Genomic DNA, 16,269 nt, shown 5'->3' on the forward strand with positions numbered 1-16,269 from the left:
TCACAGGACAATAAGATGTTCAACATGATCAGTAAACTGCTCATGCCGATGGCGACCTATTTAAACAACAGTCGCTATTTACAAGTATTGCGAGATGCATTCATGCTCGCTTTCCCGATTACCATGTTTGGGTCAATCATCGTCGTCATTGCAAACCTGCCGTTCCTCGACCGTTTCATGTCCGAGAGTACACTCAGTGTATTTAAAACATCACTCGGAAACGCACCATCTGCAACGATGGGGATTATGTCTATCTTTGTCGTCTTCGGTATCGGGTATTATCTATCGAAAAGTTATCAAGTCGAGGCTGTCTTCGGAGGAGCGATCTCGCTCGTGTCTTTCCTTCTCTTAACGCCTTTCTTGATTGAAGTTGACGGTATGTCAGAGGCAGTCGGGAATGTCCTTCCGTTGGATCGCCTTGGAGCGAAAGGGATGTTCCTTGCGATGATTACCGGATTCCTGTCCGGTGAGATTTATCGATTTGTCGTTCAAAAGAACTGGACGATTAAGATGCCGGATGGAGTACCGCCAGCTGTTGCGAAATCATTCTCAGCACTTGTTCCTGCATTATTAACCTTGACTGTATTTTTAACATTCAACATCATCGTGACGAACTTATTCAATACGAATCTTCATGACGTCATTTTCAACGTCGTTCAGCAACCACTTGTGACATTGGGGAATGGTCTCATTCCAACGTTGATTGCAATCTTCTTCGTTCAGCTATTTTGGTTCTTCGGACTTCACGGTCAGGTCATCGTCAACTCGGTGATGGACCCGATTTGGAACACATTATCTGTGGAGAACTTGACGGCTTATACCTCGACTGGAGATGTTCCGAACATTATCAGTAAACAGTTCATTGAAATTTACACGGTAGGGCTTGGTGGTTCCGGATCTACACTTGCTGTCGTCGTGGCTATCTTGTTGTTCTTGAAATCGAAACAGTTGAAACAAATCGGGAAACTATCCCTCGGACCTGGACTATTCAACGTAAACGAGCCGGTCATCTTCGGACTTCCAATCGTTATGAACCCGCTCATCATGATTCCTTGGATTGTCGCACCGCTCGTGACGGTAACGGTCACATATTTCGCGATGTCGACAGGCTTAGTCCCACCACCAACGGGTGTCGCTGTTCCATGGACTGTCCCAATGTTCTTGAGTGGTATCATGGCGACGAACTCGCTTGCCGGAGGTCTTCTTCAAATCGTGAACTTCTTCATTATTTTGGCGATTTGGTTCCCGTTCTTGAAATTTATCGACCGCATGAACTTGAAAAAAGAGTTAGAAGAATCAACAGATAAACAAGAAGCAGTGTAAACAAATAGAGAAAATAGAAATAAGGGAGAGATAAAAGATGACGAACCCGACACAAACACGAATGAAAGAGCAAAAGACCTATCAATTTCCGACAGATTTTTGGTGGGGAACGGCTTCCTCTGCTACACAGATGGAAGGTGCTGCTTTTGAAGGTGGAAAAGGATTGAATATCTGGGATTACTGGTACATGCAAGAGCCGAATCGCTTTTTCAATGGCGTGAGCGCAACAGAGGCCTCAAACTTCTATCATTTGTATGAAGAAGATATCGCATTGATGAAAGAACTCGGGCATAACACGTTCCGTTTCTCCATTTCATGGTCACGTCTTTTTCCACAAGGTGTCGGGGAAGTAAATGAAGAGGCAATCACATTTTATAACAATGTCATCAATTGCTTAATCGATCATGGTATCGAACCGTTCATCAATCTGTATCACTTCGATATGCCGATGGCGCTTCAAGAACAAGGTGGTTGGGAATCACGGGAAGTCGTGGAGGCATATGTCACCTTTGCGAAGACATGCTTTGAGTTGTTTGGTGACCGCGTCGAGAAGTGGTTCACGCATAATGAACCGATTGTACCGGTAGAGGGTGGATATTTATATGATTTTCATTATCCAAACGTTGTTGATTTCAAGCGAGCTGTCCAAGTAGCGTACCACTCGATCTTATCGAGTGCGAAGGCAATCGAAGCGTATCGTGACATGGGACAATCTGGGCAAATCGGGATCATCTTAAATCTGACACCCTCATATCCGAGAAGTCAGCACCCAGCTGATTTGAGCGCAGCGCGCATTGCTGATGCGATGTTCAATCGCTCGTTCCTCGATCCATCTGTTTTAGGCACGTTCCCTCAAGAACTAGTAGAAGTGCTGAAGTCTGAAGATGCGATGCCACAGATGGAAACAGGCGATCTTGAACTCATTCGAGAACATACAGTCGACCTGCTTGGCATCAACTATTACCAGCCGCGTCGCGTGAAAGCAAAAGCATCACTGCCGAATCCGGACGCACCATTCTTACCGGAAAACTTATTTGATTTTTATGAGATGCCTGGACGTAAAATGAATCCATATCGTGGATGGGAAATTTACGAAAAAGGAATCTATGATATATTAATCAATCTAAAAGAAAACTATGGTAATATTCCATGCTTCATTTCAGAGAATGGAATGGGTGTCGAGGGTGAAGAGCGTTATCGTGACGAGAACGGAAGTGTCCAAGACGATTATCGAATTGATTTCATTCGCGAACATCTGAAATGGATGCATCAAGCGATTGAAGAGGGTTCGAACGTAAAAGGCTATCATCTTTGGACGTTCATGGACAATTGGTCATGGAGCAATGCTTATAAAAATCGCTATGGATTTGTAGGTATTGACTTAGATACGCAACAGCGTACTGTAAAAAAATCAGGGCACTGGTTTAAACAGTTGATTGACGCTAATGGTTTTACAGAATAATGAAGTAAGCTGACAAAGACTACTCTTTGTCAGCTTTTTTTGATATATTGTACATATATGTCTATACATGAGGTGCTATATGTCTACTAAGAAAAAACCGAAATATGAAACCATTGCTGATGAAATTCGTAAAAGAATTATTGAACACGTTTATCCGCTAGAACATGCATTACCTGATGAAATCCATTTGGCCCAAGAGTTTGGGGTGAGCCGAATGACGATGAAACGTGCGCTTGAGATTCTCGTCATGGAAGGGCTGATTTATCGTAAACGTGGTAAAGGAACATTCATTTTACAGTCGAGCTTCCAAAAAGATCGCATCAACGTGATTAGTAAAGAAACGAGAGGGCTGACTCAAGTAATCGGAGATCGCTCGTTACGAAGTGAAGTCCTGAATTTTGAGGTAAAGTTTCCGTGTCAGGAAGTCGCCAATCATCTCATGATTGAGCTGACAGAACCGGTCTATGAAATACGTCGTGTGCGTTACGTAGACGATGAGCCGTATGTCATCGAATTGACGTACATGGTTGCTAACCTCATTACAGGAATCACACGTGAAATTTTGGAAAAATCCGTGTATGCGTATATTCAAGAAGATCTGGGTTATACGATTACAAGCTCGCATAAAGTGATTCGAGCAGATAAACCGGATGAGTACGACCAAGCTTACTTGAAGAATGATATCACTGAACCGATTATCGAAGTCGAGCAAGTGGTCTATTTAAGTAACGGGAAACCGTTCGAGTATTCGTTTGCCCGTCATCGATATGATAAATTTGTGTTTTCATCGGTCAATATTGTGAAGTAAAAGTCGCCGTGATGGCGACTTTTTCGTAAGGAGGACCCATCGTGGATGTGAAAATTGAACAAGCAGGATACGAGATAAACGAGCCCGTCATCCAAGACATTTCGTTTGATGTACGGGCAGGTGAGATTTTAGGGGTGATTGGGTCGAATGGTGCGGGAAAAACGACCACCATCGCCTGTCTTACCGGAACGATTCCTTGGATGAAGGGAACGGTCGAGATGGAACGCTATGCGTTTATCCCGGAACAACCGGTCTACTATGATTATTTGACGCTATCTGAACATATTGCACTCGTCCAAGAATTAACGGGAATCGATTCAACAGAAAAAACGGAGGAGTTGCTACAGCTATTCCGGTTAGAGCATGTGACCGATCGGTATCTCTCCTCTTTTTCAAAAGGGATGAAACAGAAGGCGATGATTCTATTGGCGCTCATTCAAGAAGCGCGGGTATTGATTGTCGATGAACCATTTATCGGATTGGATGCGACGACGACGATTCAGTTACTTCGACTGTTAGAAGCGGAGCGTACGAGGGGGGCAAGTGTCTTATTAGTCACACACGTTCTTGATACGGCCGAGCGATTATGCGACCGATTCGTATGGATTGATGATGGACAACTGCTCGCGAGTGGGACGAAAGTGGAGATTCGTGAAGCGCTCGATACAGAGGGGATGACCTTGTTTGACATGATGGAAGATGTGGCGATGCGATGATTGCGAAACGATTGTTTTGGATACGTGTCTCCCGGTACATAAAACAGCAATGGAAGACGGTCCGATTGATTGTCGACTGGACGATTTTTTTATACGGTGTCCTTCCTCTTCTCATATGGGCAGGCTATTCCTACTGGCAAGTCTGGGAAGGGAACTTCCCCTGGTTAGGTGACATCCCTTATTTTCTCTGGGCACTTCTGATTGGATGGTTCATGTGGCAAGACCGTATGTTTGTCTGGATTGAGCGTGCCGATCTCATCCTTGTGTCAAACCGGGGCATGATTCGGGATTTAAAAAGGTATTCGGTTTGGTATCAACTTACGCAACACGTGATTCAATATGGATGCTATCTGCTGTTGCTTGCACCGATTCTATACGTAAAAGGAAGGGACGTGGGCGAGATTCTCGCGTTTGGGGCTGCACTTTTTCTACTCGCTTGGTGTCACGCATGGGTCCAGTATCATCTACGTCTCCGACACGCCCATCTCATGAAGCGATTTTTAATCGTACTCCTTGCTTTTGTAGGCGTGTATGCGTTATTGATTGAGTCGATATTGCTTAGTGTGTTGATCGGAAGCATCATGGTCACATTTGCGTTATACGTAGGGGAAGGATGGGTGTCGAAACATCCGAGTGTCGGTCGAGAAATTGAAATCGGAGAACGTGAGCGTGCCTCATTCGATCGTGTCCTGTTGACGACGTCAGGAGCCATCGAGAAGACGAGTGAGCGGAAACGTCCCCTGTATCGACCGAGACCGAATCGCTTCGGCACCGTCAGACGGACGATGGCACTCCTTATGTACTTTAGAACGCCGAGTCATCGGAATTTATGGTTTCGACTCATTCCGCTCGGGATCACGAGCGTGATTCTTCTCCCAAGTTGGTTCAAACTAGTGGTTCCGATTTATCTGTTGTATGTCGCCTATCAAGAACAGACGTCGTTCACGAGAGAAATGGAGCGACATCCATTCTTTCAATCCATTCAAGAAAGAGGTTCATCATGAACGAACAGCAGTATGAGCAACTGTTACAAATCGAGACGGCCAAACCTCAGCAAGGATTTCCGTCCTCGGCCGAATATCATCGTTATGAGCCGACTCCTTACGAGGCACTCGATTTGCTTCGGGACGCTTATCCGTTGGAGTCCACAGATACGATCGTTGATTTCGGTTCGGGAAAAGGACGTCTGCCGTTCTATTTAGCGTATACGTTTCGTGTCAGGGCAATCGGTGTCGAGATGGACGGTGGATTTCATGAGGAGGCACTTCAAAATTGGATGAGCTATACGAAGAAACATCGTAATCGGGGAAGTGTTCAATTGGAACAGGGATTCGCGGAGGGATTCATGATTCCACCGGATGCGAATCGATTCTACTTCTTTAATCCGTTCTCGGTGAACGTCTTCCGCCAAGTGATTGCCAACATCATCGAATCTGTTGAAACGGTTCCTCGCCCGGTCGATGTGATTTTATATTATCCGGCGGATGAGTACCTCCATTATTTGAACGACGAGACGCCTTTTCAGTACGTACAAACGGTGCGATTGCCGCTGAAGAATCTTCATGAGCGATTTTTGATTTATCGGTTTGATATGATGGAGTCATCTTGGTAATGGAGGAGTGAGCACGATGAAAAAGAAAGACATTTTAGAGGCATATCGTTGGCGTCAAGCGACGAAAGCGTTCGATGCGGATCGTAAAATCAAAGAAGAGGACATGGAGTTCATTTTAGAGACGGGACGTCTTTCGCCGAGTTCGTTCGGATTCGAGCCATGGCAATTCGTCGTGGTGCGTCGGGAAGATTTACTCCAAAAGATTAAAGATCATGCATGGGGAGCGCAAGGTCAGGCCCTGACTGCCAGTCACTTTGTGTTGATCCTCGCAAGAACACCGAAAGCCATGCGTTACGATGCAGACTATATTCGTCACATCGTCACAGGCGTACAAGGACGGACGGAAGAAGAGTACGCACAGCGCGTGAAACGAGTGCAAGAGTTCCAGGAGAACGACTACCGTCTCTTAGACGATGAGCGTGTCTTCCAGGAATGGATCAAGCGTCAGACATATATCCCACTCGGAAACATGATGACTGCTGCCGCACAAATCGAAATTGATTCATGCCCGATTGAAGGGTTCAATCAAGAGGAGATTGATGAGTTGTTAATCTCAGAAGGTGTGATGGAACGTGGGGAATGGTCACTTTCAGTCATGGTCGCATTTGGGTATCGAGCGCGCGACTTTGCACCGAAAACACGTCGTGACTTTAACGAAGTCGTCAAATATATTGGATGAAAAAAAGAGTCAATCGCCGGGGCGATTGACTCTTTTGAATTATTTCCAGTCTGTGATGCGGTCGACTGGGAAGCGGACTGATGGATACCCTTCTTCTGCTGCTTTCCCGATTGAGAGAAGCATGACTGGGAGGTAACGTTCTTTGTCGAGGCCGAACGCTTCAGCGATGTTCGCTTTGTCGTATCCGCCGATTGGGTTTGTGTCATATCCGTGTGCACGTGCGACGAGCATGAGCTGCATCGCAACGAGACCTGAATCGAGCATGATGCTATCTTTGATCATTTCTTTCGGTGCATCTTTGAAGATGCCTTTGATCATGTCGACTTGACGGTCACGGACCTCAGCCGGCATCATACCGCGCTCTACTGCTGTATCGAAAATCTCTTCTGTGTAATCTGCCATCTGATAGTCGGCGAAGAGGGCGATCACAGCTGAAGATGTTTCCACTTGGCGTTTGTTGAAGCTTGCGAGTGGGAGGAGTGTTTCTTTTCCTTCTGCGCTATCGATGACGACGAAGCGCCATGGCTGTAAGTTAAGGGATGAAGGAGCTGTTGTCGCTTCTTCAAGAATTTGTGTCATTTCTTCTTTTGAAATTTTGACGTTCTCATCGTATACACGAATCGAGCGGCGTCCTTTGACAATCTCCATAAAGTCTTTTTGTGTGGCAGTGTTCATATTGTAGTCTTCCTTTCATGGTCAATAGTATCTTGTAACATCGTGAGTGATGCTAATAACTGTTGTTGATCCTCTACCTTCATGTTGACAAAAAGTCGGTCCGTTAAGCACTCTTTTTGCTCAGTCCAATGTGCAACTTGTTCACGACCATCGTCTGTCAACTCAACATAGATGACACGGTTGTCTTGTTCACAGCGTCTCCGCGTGATGAGTCCTTGTGTCTCTAACTGTTTCAAGTGTCGGGTGATGGCGGCATGGTCGACATCGACGCGCTGTTGCAATTCACGTTGCCGCAATGGACCGACGTGATACAAGTTGCTCAAAATGTCATAGCGACTCAAGCTGAGCCCGTCCATTTCAGAGTCGAATAATTGCCCTAATTCTTTTTGTACAGTGATGATGTGATAGAGAATTTGATCACGAAGCGAGCAAGAATCTCGCATGCACATCGCCTCCTCAAATCATTGATGACTCAATCATTGATGGGTCACACAATGTATAGTAAACCCAACCTGACGATATTTCAAATAAAAAGTTTTAAAAAATAGGTTGTCAAACTGTTATATAATAGTCTATATTATAACCAACTGATATATAACAATGATTAAAGGAGGATGTGAACGCTTGGAACACTATGAACGACTAGATAAGTATCATATTCATGAGAAACTGCTCGAATTTGTGAATAAAAACGTTCTTGAACCTCATGAAATCAATGATTTTTGGGAAGGGGTCGAATCGCTTCTAGAGCGTTTCATTCCAGTGAATCAGACACTTCTAGAGCAGCGCAAGACATTCGAGCGATTGTTACAGGAATGGTACAGCAGGCAAGACGAAGTCGATCCAATCGAATACGAGACATTTTTAACGTCGATCGGCTATATCGAACCGGTCGTCGAAGATTTTAATATCGACGTGTTGAATGTCGATCGCGAAATCGCTCATCAAGCGGGACCGCAACTCGTCGTACCGTTAGACAATGCCAGATATGCACTCAATGCCGCCAACGCCAGATGGGGAAGTCTCTACGACGCTCTTTATGGGACGGACATGATTGACGAGACAGATGGTATGGAAAAGGGGAGAGCATATAATCCCGTTCGCGGTAATGAGGTCATTCGGTTAGCGAAACAGTTTCTGGATGACACGTTCCCGCTACCATCAGGGTCGCACAAGGAAGTGACACGATACGTCGTTCGTGACGATGTCGCTTATGCGGTAATCGGGGACGACGAGCATTCGTTCGCAGATGATTCTTTCGTCGGTTACACCGGGGAACCGAACGAGTTGAAGACGTTAATGCTCAGACACCATGCCTTGCACGTTGAACTTCAATTCGACCGCGAGCATCCGATCGGAAAGATTGATCCTGCTGGACTGATGGACATCGAGCTCGAATCAGCCCTATCCGCAATCGTGGATTGTGAAGACTCGGTCGCAGCCGTTTGCGCGGAAGACAAAGTTCATCTGTATCGTAATTGGCTCGGTCTAATGGATGGGACGCTTGAAGCCTCGTTCCAAAAAGACGGGAAGCGACTCTCTCGGCGTTTAAACGAAGACAAGCGTTTGCTTGGAAAAGGTGGGGTGGAAGTCGTCCTCCCAGGACGCGCGCTCTTGTTCATTCGGAACGTTGGACACTTGATGACGACGGACTTGATTCTTGATGCAGAAGGTCGCGAGGTACCAGAGGGGATCGTTGATGCCATCTTTACTTCATTGATTGCAAGTCGCCATCTTCATCGTCGTCTCAACTCTCGGGAAGGATCGATTTACATCGTCAAGCCGAAAATGCACGGCTCTGAAGAAGTGGCATTCACCAATGTTTTGTTTGATGCCGTGGAAAATCTGCTGGACCTTCCTCGCTATACGTTAAAAGTCGGCGTGATGGATGAAGAGAGACGAACATCGCTCAACTTGAAAAATTGTATCGCGCAAGTAAAAGAGCGAGTCGTCTTCATCAACACAGGCTTCCTCGACCGGACGGGAGACGAGATTCATTCCTCGATGACACTCGGACCGATGCGTCGGAAGGGAGAAATGAAGACGTCACCTTGGCTCGCTGCATATGAACGGTTGAATGTATCAACCGGTCTCGAGAGTGGGTTCCACCATCAAGCACAAATCGGAAAAGGGATGTGGGCGATGCCTGACCGGATGCGGGACATGATGCGTGAAAAAATGGCACATGTACGGTCCGGGGCGACGACGGCATGGGTGCCTTCACCGACCGCGGCGACGCTCCATGCGATGCACTATCATCAACTCGATGCTTTTGATGTACAGCGAGAATTGATCAAGCAACCTCATTCGAAACATGAGAGACAACAACTCCTCGACATTCCGCTCGCGACACGCATCTATTCGCAAGACGAGATCAATGAAGAGCTTGAGAACAACTTGCAAGGATTGCTCGGGTACGTCGTCCGTTGGGTCGAACAAGGTGTCGGTTGTTCGAAAGTGCCGGATATTCACCATATCGGACTGATGGAAGACCGGGCGACACTCCGGATTTCGAGCCAACACGTGGCCAACTGGTTGCATCACGGCATCTGTTCAGCAGAACAAGTCGAGGTCACCCTTTATCGGATGGCACGAGTCGTCGATGAGCAAAACGAGTCAGACCCGAATTATCGACCGATGACGCCGAACGTCGATCAGTCGATCGCCTATCAAGCCGCCCACGAACTCGTGTTTCATGGGTTGAAACAGCCGAACGGGTATACGGAACCAATCTTACATCGCCGCCGCCGTGAATTTATGAAACGACAAACTGTGGAGTTCAATTTAAAAGGAGGAACCTCATCATGACAACGAAAAAAATGGAAAGCGAACAGTTGATTGAACGTTGGGTCGTCCGCCGCATCATATCTGGAGAATCGACAGCATCACTTGCGAATACGGCATTCGTATACGGAAACGACTTGATGCGCCTCGTCTTGGATCGTGCAGACGGTTCGCTCCAAATCATGAAAGAGCCGATCGATGAAGTCGTCGTTTTCCGCAAACTGGAGGACCGTGACGAAGAAAATGTCTGTCGTTGCTGCGGGATGGAGCATTCGACGTTTAAGGCAGCGTTAGAATGCTGCGCTTACCTCGACTAAATCATTTCGTTCGCACCATCTGTTATATAACAAATTTAATTTTATAAAATTAATATAATACAGGAGGGTTTATTGATGAAACAACGCGAAGAATTGTTGAACAGCTGGAAGTCAGAACGATTTGAAGGGGTAGAACGTCCATACTCTGTAGAAGACGTCATGAAATTACGAGGGTCTATCGTGATTGAACATACGCTTGCGACAAAGGGAGCGGAACGCCTGTGGCAATTGATGCACGAGCGTGACTACGTCCATGCACTCGGTGCGTTGACAGGGAACCAGGCGATTCAGCAAGTGAAAGCAGGACTCGAAGCCATCTATTTGAGTGGTTGGCAAGTAGCGGCGGATGCGAACCTGTCAGGTCACATGTATCCGGACCAGAGTCTATATCCGGCCAATTCGGTGCCAAGTGTCGTCAAACGAATCAACCAAGCGCTTCAACGTGCCGACCAAATTCAAACGGCAGAAGGGAAAGGCGACACGCATTGGTTCGCACCGATTGTCGCAGATATGGAAGCCGGTTTTGGTGGGGTACTCAACGTATTCGAATTGACGAAGGCGATGATCGAAGCGGGGGCTGCCGGCGTTCACCTCGAAGACCAGCTCTCGTCTGAGAAGAAATGTGGTCACCTTGGTGGGAAGGTGTTGCTCCCGACGCAGACGGCTGTGAAAAACTTGATTTCGGCGCGACTCGCGGCAGACGTCATGGGCGTCCCAACGATCATCGTAGCGCGGACAGATGCGCACGCGGCGAACTTGATCACGAGCGACATCGACCCAATCGATCATCCGTTCATCATTGGAGAGCGTACGCCGGAAGGCTTCTATCGTACGGAAGCTGGTATCGAGCAAGCAATTGCTCGCGGTCTCGCTTATGCACCGTATGCAGATCTCGTCTGGTGTGAGACGTCCGAACCAGATTTAGCAGAGGCACGTCAATTTGCCGAAGCGATTCATGCGAAGTATCCAGGCAAACTTCTCGCTTACAACTGCTCACCATCGTTCAACTGGAAGAAGAAGTTGTCAGACGAAGAGATTGCCACGTTCCAACAAGAAATCGGTGCAATGGGCTACAAGTTCCAGTTCGTCACACTCGCTGGATTCCACGCGCTCAACTTCGGCATGTTCGAGCTCGCACGCGGGTACAAAGATCGCGGCATGGCAGCGTACTCGGAGTTACAACAAGCAGAATTTGCGGCTGAAGTACACGGTTACACGGCGACACGTCATCAACGTGAAGTCGGGACGGGTTACTTCGATGAAGTCTCGCTCGTCATCTCGGGTGGGCAATCATCTACGACTGCACTGGCTGGATCGACAGAAGCAGAGCAGTTCACAAATTGATCATATTTTGGAGACGCCAACTTGTTGGTGTCTCTTTCTTTATGTGAAAGTGTGTGAATCAGTTCGATGAATATGTGAAAAAAAGATGAATCAAAGTTCATTTTCACTTCTCCAATTCGACGAATAGTTGTCACAAATAGTAAGAATAAACCGTTTCCATTCTTTGTATACTCAATCTGTTCACAAGTTGGACACAATGATAAAGGGGGAAGCATCATGCGAGGGGAACGGTTGAACAAACGTAACGCTTGGTACCAAGCGGTGTGGCGTTGGCATTTTTATGCAGGTCTCATATTTGCACCGATTTTCATTATCTTGGCTGTGACAGGAAGCATTTATTTATTTGAACCGCAAGTAACAAAGATGCAATACAAAGACATGATGACGGCATCTTTCACGGAAGAACAGCCGATAGAAGTCCAAAAGGAATCATTCATGACAAAATATCCGGATGCGATGATCACATCGATTCGTTTGCCGGATGAAGGTGAATCGACTCGAATCGGTTGGATGAACGAAGACGAGATGATGTATACATATATTCATCCAGAAACGACAGAAGTTTTAGGAACACGGTCTGCTGAAGGTAGCATGGATTTATTAGTTGTGATTCATGGCACACTATTAGGTGGTCAAATCGGAAACTGGGTCGTCGAACTCGCAGCATCCTGGGCAATCATTCTTCTTATTACAGGGACCTTCTTATTCTGGCCGCGCGGAAAGAATCCGATTCGGATGCTTGTGCCGAAGCTCGGGAAAGGCCGGCAGTGGTGGAAACAGATGCACGGTAGCGTCGCCTTATGGTCATCGCTAGGTCTCGTCATCATCATCAGTTCAGGTCTTGCCTGGTCATCCGTTTCGGGTGCGATGTTGCAGTGGGTTTCCTCGTCGACAAACACGGGAGCACCGATGTATGCCTATGCGTTTGGTACCAAGCCGGAATCGACCGTGACGACAAAAGATGTGGCAGAAGACGTACCTTGGGCGACCCAAGCAGATCTCGTTCCAACTTCTTCTCCAAGTACGCTGTTGCCGATTGATTTGAATCAAGTGGTTAACAAGTCCACGATTGATCGACCGTACACGATCTCGCTTCCGGAAGGCGAAACAGGCGTCTATACTATCACATCGGCAGCGGGACATCCATTTAAAGAAGCGACGGTGAACTTAGATCAATACAGTGGTGAAACACTCAGCTCTGTGACATACGCAGATTACGGGGTTCTCGGAAAACTGATTACGGTCGGAATCGCCTTCCATGAAGGTCGCCTCTTCGGTTTGCTCAATCAATTGGTTGGGGTCGCACTTTGTCTAGGTCTCATTTTCGTGGTCATCAGCTCGTTCGTGATGTGGCGCAAACGGAGAATCGGATCGATCGAACAGATGAAGCGGTTTGAGGACGAACGGATCAAACGAATCGTCGGTATTTTGATTCTACTTCTTGGTGTGACATTACCGCTCGCAGGGATCAGTATTCTTGTCGTTCTCCTATTTGATTGGTTAGTCGGGCGCCGGAAGTTGAAAGCGGAGGTGGCGGCATGAAACGATTTAAAGCAGTCCTTCCTGTCATCCTAGCGACGATTTGGTTAGGTGCGTGTCAACTTCAGCCAGTAGAACGCACCGTTGATCCGATTGGCATTCAACTGATCGTACCTGAACGTGTAGAAGTTGGCTCGACGACGCTTGCGATGAAAATATCGAATGATGAACGTGTGACAGAAAGCCATATTCAAGTCACGCCTTACGATTCGGAAGAGACCCGGACGTATGAAGTGACAGAAAAGGATGGCTATCTCGTGACGAGCGTGAAACTCGATCAGGGAATCTACCAAGTGAACGGCATGGTCCATGAAGGGCAGAAGGTCTATACGCCGTCCGCATGGATGATTGTCGGTGATGTACCGCAAGACCAAATCGACCAATTGCAGCAACCAATCGTTCACTCACACGACCATGGTGGTGAACATCAGCATTAAAAAAGTAACCGTTGCGTATGCAGCGGTTACTTTCGTTTAAGACGTATCCCGATCTCTCCAATGAGAACGGCAATGCCCATAAATCCGGCACCGAGGATGGCCATTTGATTCTGGTTGGCGACCCCGATTCCCTTCTCGAATTGATAAATCTCACGTGTTAAGAATTGGATCGGCTCACCGGATGTGAGTGCTTGTTCATAACCGAGCCAAATCAAAATCGAGAATGTGGCAATTGAAACCAAAAGTCCGATGAATGCGGTAGTACTGACACGGATTACGGTTCGAGTCATAGCGTTTCCTCTTTTCCTGTTTGTATACGATACGTCACAAGCTGAGGAAAAGATTCACGAGGCAATCATTTCGGAATGGTCAACACTTGCCCGACACTGATTAAGCTGACGTTCGTGATATTGTTGGCGGCCGCGATTTTCGCAACAGTTGTGTTATACATCGTCGCAATCTTGTACAGCGTGTCCCCTAATTTGACCGTGTATTTCACCGTAGTTGTCGGTGGTGTGACCGTCGTACCTGGGATGACGAGCACTTGTCCGACATAGATGGAGTTGACGTTTGCGATGTTATTGGCAGCTGCGATTTTTGCGACGGTCGTATTGTACATCGTCGCAATCTTGTAGAGTGTGTCGCCCGATTTCACGGTGTATTTCACGGTCGTCGTAGGTGGTGTAACGGTCGTTCCTGGAATGATGAGCACTTGTCCTACATAAATCAAGCTGTAGTTCGTAATGTTGTTGGCGGCAGCAAGCGCCGAGACGGTGACTCCGTATGTCCGTGCGATACTGTACAACGTATCACCTGACTTCACGGTATACGTTTTGTTCGTCGATGCGTTTTGATATGCAAGTAATTGTGAGATCGTGACAAATTTGTACCCTTTTGCTTTGAGTTGTGAAATCATCGTTGGGAGTGCGAGCGGTGTACCCGGGGCCCCGGCTCCGGTATGCATCAAGACGATTGAACCCGGTTTGATGTTAGTCTGAACTTTCGTGTTGATTTGGCTCGCGGTCAATCCTTTCCAGTCAACCGTATCAATGTTCCATTGAATCGTGTATCCGTATCCTGAAGCCCCGACACCGCTCAATACGGTACTATTCACTGCACCAAAAGGGGCTCTGAAAATCGGTTTTGTCGTTTTTCCGGTCAACGATTTAATCAAAGCTTCCGTGCGGTCGAGTTCGGATTTCATCTGCGTGGCAGTCAGTTTGGTGAAGTCAGGGTGTGTATACGAGTGATTTCCGAGTTGATGTCCTTTTGCGGCGATATTTTTAATGTACTGTGGATGGTTATTTGCGCCCGACCCCGTTAAAAAGAAAGTGGCTTTGACATTGTTTTTTGCTAAAATGTCTAAAATCTTGTTCGTGTTCGCCCCGTCTGCCCCGTCATCGAACGTCAATGCGACGACCTTGCTCGTCGTGTTCACGCTCGTGACAAATTTTGAAGCGGCGGCACTGACGGAAATCGATTGTGTGATCACCATCGCCAATAAGATGAACAGCGCCATCGCCCCACGAATGACCTTACGTTTCATCTGAATTCGCCTCCATTCATGATGTAACTCTCTTGATGTTAAGACTTTCCAAATGATTGACCTTGATATATTTTATATACCCCTTTTTAGAAATGATGGACTAAAATTCGGAAATGTACTCAATAAATTTTGATTCAACTATATGTGTGAAATTTGTGAGAATGTATCGCGGGATATATCACAGAATGCTCACACTCTTTTTGGAAAGAGATGGTATCATGAACAATGTGTGAAAGATGTAAGCGATTTATAAGGAGGACTTATGATGAAAAAGATGATGACACGGTTTGGGGTCGTGTTTGGACTCATCGGGTTATTCGTACTCGGTGCGTGTAGTACGGAGAAAGAAGCGGAGAGCGCGGCTGTTCCACAGTCAATGGAACCGGTCGAGGCAGAGTTGACGGTAGAGGCAACGGCTAAAAAGGGAGAGGCGGTACCTTTATCAGTAACAGTCACGCAAGATGGTCAACCTGTAGACGATGCGGATGAAATCAAGTTCGAGGTATGGAAGAATGGTGCGAAGGAAGAAAGTGAGATGATCAAGGCGTCACTCACGAAAGACGGTATCTATGAAGCGGAGACGACGTTCGCGGAAGAAGCGGTCTATACGGTTCAGGTTCACGTGACAGCGCGTTCGATGCACACCATGCCGACGACAAACGTGACGGTTGGACATCCAGAAACGGCTGCTGAAGCAGAATGAAGAAGAGAGTGAGCATCATCACCACGCTGGAGCGGATATCACGCTTGACCCGAAAGAGGCGACAGCAGGGGAAGAACAACCATTCATGGTACACGTCATGATTGAAGACGAGATGCTCGCAGGGGCGGAAGTACAACTCGAAATCTTCCAAGACGGGGCAGAGAAGCATGAGTGGGTGAAGTTAGAGGAAGCAGATGCTGGGATGTATAAAGGTGCACACACCTTTGCTGAATCAGGCGCATACAACGTTCAAGTCCATGTCACGAAAGGTCATGATATTCATGAGCACGTCATGGAGACGGTAAACGTTAAATAAAAAATCGG

18 protein-coding genes are annotated in these 16,269 nt (G+C 47.0%); 14 read left to right on the forward strand and 4 right to left on the reverse strand.

What is annotated here, in order from left to right:
* Positions 1-15: 15 nt before the first annotated feature.
* The 7 genes from celB (at position 16) to KNO68_RS10225 (ending at position 6,600) form a co-directional block, all read left to right on the forward strand.
* A complete protein-coding gene (celB, locus tag KNO68_RS10195; RefSeq protein ID WP_041918122.1) occupies positions 16-1,323 on the forward strand; it encodes a PTS cellobiose transporter subunit IIC in 1,308 nt (435 codons plus the stop codon).
* A 37-nt stretch (positions 1,324-1,360) separates the two neighbouring features.
* The gene (locus tag KNO68_RS10200) at positions 1,361-2,785 is read left to right on the forward strand and encodes a glycoside hydrolase family 1 protein (protein WP_078146061.1); all 1,425 of its coding nucleotides are present in this window, start codon (positions 1,361-1,363) and stop codon (positions 2,783-2,785) included.
* 79 nt (positions 2,786-2,864) lie between these two features.
* Positions 2,865-3,593, forward strand: a complete 729-nt coding sequence (locus KNO68_RS10205; protein WP_074035076.1) for a GntR family transcriptional regulator — start codon at positions 2,865-2,867, stop codon at positions 3,591-3,593.
* Positions 3,594-3,634: 41 nt separating this feature from the next.
* Positions 3,635-4,309, forward strand: a complete 675-nt coding sequence (locus KNO68_RS10210; protein ID WP_078146062.1) for an ABC transporter ATP-binding protein — start codon at positions 3,635-3,637, stop codon at positions 4,307-4,309.
* Positions 4,306-5,313 (forward strand): ABC transporter permease, encoded by a 1,008-nt coding sequence (locus KNO68_RS10215; RefSeq protein WP_215112451.1) that lies wholly within the window; start codon positions 4,306-4,308, stop codon positions 5,311-5,313. The genes KNO68_RS10210 and KNO68_RS10215 overlap by 4 nt, the downstream gene beginning before the upstream one ends.
* Entirely contained in the window at positions 5,310-5,921 is a 612-nt protein-coding gene (locus KNO68_RS10220; RefSeq protein WP_078146064.1) for a class I SAM-dependent methyltransferase, read from the forward strand. The genes KNO68_RS10215 and KNO68_RS10220 overlap by 4 nt, the downstream gene beginning before the upstream one ends.
* Positions 5,922-5,937: 16 nt before the next feature.
* Positions 5,938-6,600 (forward strand): NAD(P)H-dependent oxidoreductase, encoded by a 663-nt coding sequence (locus KNO68_RS10225; RefSeq protein WP_015880376.1) that lies wholly within the window; start codon positions 5,938-5,940, stop codon positions 6,598-6,600.
* 39 nt (positions 6,601-6,639) lie between these two features.
* Here the strand turns inward: KNO68_RS10225 and KNO68_RS10230 are convergent, their stop codons facing one another.
* A complete protein-coding gene (locus KNO68_RS10230) occupies positions 6,640-7,275 on the reverse strand; it encodes a nitroreductase family protein (RefSeq protein WP_015880377.1) in 636 nt (211 codons plus the stop codon).
* Positions 7,272-7,718 (reverse strand): MarR family winged helix-turn-helix transcriptional regulator, encoded by a 447-nt coding sequence (locus tag KNO68_RS10235; protein ID WP_215112452.1) that lies wholly within the window; start codon positions 7,716-7,718, stop codon positions 7,272-7,274. Before KNO68_RS10235 ends, KNO68_RS10230 begins: the two co-directional genes overlap by 4 nt.
* Positions 7,719-7,899: 181 nt before the next feature.
* Here KNO68_RS10235 and KNO68_RS10240 point away from each other — a divergent pair, with 181 nt between their 5' ends.
* The 5 genes from KNO68_RS10240 to KNO68_RS10260 all read left to right on the forward strand — a co-directional run bounded on the left by KNO68_RS10240 (position 7,900) and on the right by KNO68_RS10260 (position 13,696).
* Positions 7,900-10,083 (forward strand): malate synthase G, encoded by a 2,184-nt coding sequence (locus tag KNO68_RS10240; protein ID WP_483299282.1) that lies wholly within the window; start codon positions 7,900-7,902, stop codon positions 10,081-10,083.
* Positions 10,080-10,376 carry a hypothetical protein gene (locus tag KNO68_RS10245; protein ID WP_215112454.1) on the forward strand — a complete coding sequence of 99 codons (297 nt, stop codon included), beginning with the start codon at positions 10,080-10,082 and terminating at the stop codon, positions 10,374-10,376. Before KNO68_RS10240 ends, KNO68_RS10245 begins: the two co-directional genes overlap by 4 nt.
* A gap of 75 nt (positions 10,377-10,451) precedes the next feature.
* On the forward strand, positions 10,452-11,720 hold the full coding sequence (gene aceA, locus KNO68_RS10250) for an isocitrate lyase (protein ID WP_078146068.1): 1,269 nt from the start codon (positions 10,452-10,454) through the stop codon (positions 11,718-11,720).
* Positions 11,721-11,936: 216 nt separating this feature from the next.
* Positions 11,937-13,262: a PepSY-associated TM helix domain-containing protein gene (locus KNO68_RS10255; RefSeq protein WP_215112455.1), complete on the forward strand. Its 1,326-nt coding sequence runs from the start codon at positions 11,937-11,939 to the stop codon at positions 13,260-13,262.
* On the forward strand, positions 13,259-13,696 hold the full coding sequence (locus KNO68_RS10260; RefSeq protein ID WP_214685045.1) for a hypothetical protein: 438 nt from the start codon (positions 13,259-13,261) through the stop codon (positions 13,694-13,696). Before KNO68_RS10255 ends, KNO68_RS10260 begins: the two co-directional genes overlap by 4 nt.
* Before the next feature lie 26 nt (positions 13,697-13,722).
* Here the strand turns inward: KNO68_RS10260 and KNO68_RS10265 are convergent, their stop codons facing one another.
* Both KNO68_RS10265 and KNO68_RS10270 read right to left on the reverse strand, forming a co-directional pair.
* A complete protein-coding gene (locus tag KNO68_RS10265) occupies positions 13,723-13,986 on the reverse strand; it encodes an LlsX family protein (RefSeq protein WP_214685047.1) in 264 nt (87 codons plus the stop codon).
* A gap of 65 nt (positions 13,987-14,051) precedes the next feature.
* On the reverse strand, positions 14,052-15,242 hold the full coding sequence (locus tag KNO68_RS10270; protein WP_214757600.1) for a LysM peptidoglycan-binding domain-containing protein: 1,191 nt from the start codon (positions 15,240-15,242) through the stop codon (positions 14,052-14,054).
* 265 nt (positions 15,243-15,507) lie between these two features.
* On the opposite strand from KNO68_RS10270, the gene KNO68_RS10275 reads away from it, so the two are divergent.
* Positions 15,508-15,945 (forward strand): FixH family protein, encoded by a 438-nt coding sequence (locus KNO68_RS10275; protein ID WP_215112456.1) that lies wholly within the window; start codon positions 15,508-15,510, stop codon positions 15,943-15,945.
* Complete coding sequence (locus KNO68_RS10280) at positions 15,911-16,261, forward strand: FixH family protein (RefSeq protein WP_215112457.1); 351 nt, start codon at positions 15,911-15,913, stop codon at positions 16,259-16,261. Before KNO68_RS10275 ends, KNO68_RS10280 begins: the two co-directional genes overlap by 35 nt.
* Positions 16,262-16,269 lie beyond the last annotated feature (8 nt).

This window comes from Exiguobacterium sp. s75, assembly GCF_018617145.1.
Taxonomy (GTDB): Bacteria; Bacillota; Bacilli; order Exiguobacteriales; family Exiguobacteriaceae; genus Exiguobacterium; species Exiguobacterium profundum.